The sequence below is a fragment of the Paracoccus sp. (in: a-proteobacteria) genome, from assembly GCF_039808215.1.
Classification (GTDB): Bacteria; Pseudomonadota; Alphaproteobacteria; order Rhodobacterales; family Rhodobacteraceae; genus Paracoccus.
In genome coordinates this window covers 1-3,462 of record NZ_JBDHSP010000141.1, presented here as the reverse complement: position 1 = coordinate 3,462, position 3,462 = coordinate 1, and the positions used below count along the sequence as shown (strand labels likewise).

3 protein-coding genes are annotated in these 3,462 nt (G+C 65.3%); 2 read left to right on the top strand and 1 reads right to left on the bottom strand.

All coding sequences use genetic code 11. The features are described 5' to 3' along the window. Positions 1 to 96: 96 nt before the first annotated feature. On the bottom strand, positions 97 to 522 hold the full coding sequence (locus WMK75_RS18635; RefSeq protein ID WP_347269074.1) for a zinc ABC transporter substrate-binding protein: 426 nt from the start codon (positions 520 to 522) through the stop codon (positions 97 to 99). A gap of 92 nt (positions 523 to 614) precedes the next feature. Here WMK75_RS18635 and WMK75_RS18630 point away from each other — a divergent pair, with 92 nt between their 5' ends. Together WMK75_RS18630 and WMK75_RS18625 are read left to right on the top strand one after the other, a co-directional pair. Beyond that, positions 615 to 1,370 (top strand): WecB/TagA/CpsF family glycosyltransferase, encoded by a 756-nt coding sequence (locus tag WMK75_RS18630; protein WP_347269073.1) that lies wholly within the window; start codon positions 615 to 617, stop codon positions 1,368 to 1,370. Positions 1,371 to 1,527: 157 nt separating this feature from the next. Then, a partial coding sequence (locus WMK75_RS18625) for a phosphoenolpyruvate synthase (protein WP_347269072.1) occupies positions 1,528 to 3,462 on the top strand: 1,935 nt, incomplete at its 3' end.

Below are 3,462 nucleotides of genomic sequence, written 5' to 3'. Positions count from 1 at the left end.
CGCAGCATCACCCAAGCTCGCAACGAGTTCACGAAAGCAAGCAACGAAGGCGCGCCGTCGTCGGGTGGATCACAACCCCCGAAGAACAACGCGTAATCACGACCCGCGCAGTGCCGATGACAACACGTCGACGTTGTGTTGCATCGCTTCAAGATACGTCTCTGTTCCCGAGCCAACTTCGCCGAGCGAGTCCACAACAAGCGACTCGCTATCAATAACCACCGCGTTGTTGAGAAGTGACCGCGCTTCGCGTGCGCGATCGAGTGCGATGTCGTCAACAACAACAATGATGCATTTTGAGGATTGCTTTGTCGCTTCGATGGTCTGATTGAAGTGATCCGCGTTTTGCTCATCACGTCGATCGAATCCCGGCGTCAACGAACCCACGATATTGAGTCCTGTTGCTTGTGCGAAATAGCCAAGTGCGTCATGGGAAACCAAAATGGGCTCGCGATTCGTTCCGCTCAACGACGATCGCATGCCGTCAGCGAGTCGCTGAAGCTGCTGGACGACGAAGGGCATTACGCGTCGATGAGCCGCGCCCATAATCCTTACGGCGACGGCAAAGCCAACCAGCGAATCGTGGAGATCCTGAAGAAAGCGCAGCCGGCCAAGTGACGGAGCGCATCGATCTATTGGGTTGTCCGTTCGACGCGATCACGGAAGACGCGACGGTGAAGCTCGTCTTCGATTGGATCAAGGATCCGGAGCGGAAGAGCCATCACATCATCACCGTGAACGTGGCCATTCTGATGATGGCGAAGGACGATCCGAAGCTCCAAAACGCGATCGACAAAGCGGATCTCGTGGTCGTCGACGGCAAGCCGCTCGTCTGGACGTCGAAGTGGCTGAAGGCGCCGGTGCCGGAGAAGGTGTCGGGCGTGGACCTGATGCGCCGGCTGCTCGAGGAGGGAGATCGGCACGGGCTCCGGATTTTCCTCCTCGGGACGAAGCAGGATCGGCTCGAGGTGCTCGAGCGCGTGATCCGCGCGCGCTATCCGGGCGTGACGATCGCGGGGACGCGAAATGGGTATTTCAAGGAGCCGGATTATCCCGCCATCACGGAGATGATCCGCGAGTCGAACGCGGATTTGCTGCTCGTGGGGATGCCCGCGCCGTTCAAGGAGATCTGGTGCGAGGAGCACCGCGAGGCGCTGAGCACGCCGGCGATGCTCGGTGTGGGCGGCGCGTTCGACGTCATGGCCGGCTTCGTCCCGCGCGCGCCGCGCTTGATGCAGGAGGCGGGGATGGAGTGGTTCTGGCGCCTCGCGATGGAGCCGAAGAAGCTCTGGAAGCGCTACCTGGTCACGAACTCGGCGTTCCTGGCGCTGCTCGGGAAGACGCTGGTGTTGCGCCGCGCGGGTCGTTGAACGGCGACGACCTCGTCGCGAGGGCCAACACGCGAAGCGAGGTGGCCGGGCCCCTCACCGCCCCTCCCACGGCCAACATATGCCAGACCGGGGGGCTTGCGGCAAGGCCCCGGGTCTGCCGCAAAGTTCTCGGCCTCGAGCGACGAGGAGGTTGGGAATGCACGACGAAAAGGCCTACGTCTTGGGCTTCCACGAGATCGACGCGACGCAGATCGCGCTCGCCGGCGGCAAGGGCGCGCACTTGGGAGAGCTCTCGCGGATCGAGCACGTCCGTGTGCCGGCGGGGTTCTGCGTCACGACGAACGCGTTCGAGCGCGTCGTGCAAGAGACGCCGTCGATCATCGCGCGAATCGACCGGCTCGCGGGTCTCGCCCCCGACGACCACGAGGCGATCCGCGCGCGGAGCGCGGAGGTTCGGGAGGAGATCGAAGGGGTCACGATTCGTGACGATCTCGCCGCCGCGATCCGGCGCGCGCTCGCCGCGCTCGGCGAGCATGAGGCCTACGCCGTCCGATCGAGCGCGACGGCGGAGGACCTGCCGGGAGCATCGTTCGCGGGCCAGCAGGACTCGTACCTGAACGTGGTGGGCCCCGCGGCGATCCTCGAGCACGTCCGCCGCTGCTGGGCCTCCCTCTTCACGGAGCGCGCCGTGACGTATCGCCTGCGAAACGGCTTCGACCACCGGCGCGTCCGCATGGCGGTCGTGGTGCAGCGGATGGTCTTCGCGGAGGCGGCCGGGATCCTCTTCACCGCCGATCCGATCCGCGGGAATCGGAAGGTCGCGTCGATCGAGGCCACGCTCGGGCTCGGCGAGGCGCTCGTCTCCGGCCTCGTGAACGGCGACGTCTACGAGGTCCGCGGCGGCGACGTCGTCGGCAAGACGATCCGGCGCGACGAAGCGGCGCTGACGGACGCGCAGGCCATTCGTCTCGCGGCGCTGGGCCGGAGGATCGAAGCGCACTTCGGCCGGCCGCAGGACATCGAGTGGTGCCTGCTCGACGATGAATTCTCGATCGTTCAGAGCCGGCCGATCACGACGCTCTTCCCCATCCCCGCCGCCGCGGACGGGGAGAACCACGTCTACGTCTCCGTCGGTCACCAGCAAATGATGACGGACGCGATGAAGCCGCTCGGGATCTCCGTTTGGCAAATGATCGCCGCCGCGCCCATGCTCGAAGCGGGCGCGAGGCTCTTCGTCGACGTCACCCGGAGCCTCGCTTCGCCCGCCCGGCGCGCGGCGCTCCTCGACCTCGTCGGAAAATCCGATCCGTGGTTCCGGGATGCGTTGGAGACGGTCGTGGAGCGCGGCTTCATCCCGTCGCTCCCGGCGGAGGCGCCCGCCGCCGTCGCGCCGCCGCCGCCACTCGAGCCGGACCCGACGATCCCGGCCGCGCTCATCGAGCGATGGGAGGCGGAGAACGCCGCTTCGAGGCGCGCCGTGGTCGAGAAATCGGGAGAGGAGCTCTTCGATTTCCTTCGCGCCGACAGTCAGGAGCTGAAGCGGACCCTGATCGATCCGCAGAACATGCGCGTGGTCATGGCGGGCATGGAGGCCACGTGGTGGCTTAGCGAGCACCTCGAGGCTTGGCTCGGGGAGAAGAACGCCACCGACGCCCTCACGCAATCCGCTCCCCACAACGTCACCTCGGAGATGGGATGGGCGCTCGTGGACGTCGCGGACGCGATTCGTCCGTATGCGGACGTGGTGGCGTATCTCCAGCAGGCAAAAGACGATCATTTCCTCGACGAGCTGCCCGAACTCGACGTCGGGCGAGAGGCGCGCGCCGCGATCCGCGCCTTCCTCGACCAATACGGCATGCGCTGCGCCGGCGAGATCGACATCACGCGGCCGCGCTGGAGCGAGCACCCGACGATGCTTCTGCCCATCATCCTCGGCAATATCAGGAATTTCGAGCCGGGCGAGAGCGCGCGGCGTTTCGAGCAGGGGCGAAGAGAGGCGCAGAAAAAGGAGTTGGAGGTGCTCGAGCGTCTGCGGTCATCGCCGGACGGGGAGCGGAGAGCGGAAGAGACGAAAAAGATGATCGACCGCGTCCGGACGTTCATCGGATATCGGGAATATCAAAAGTACGGG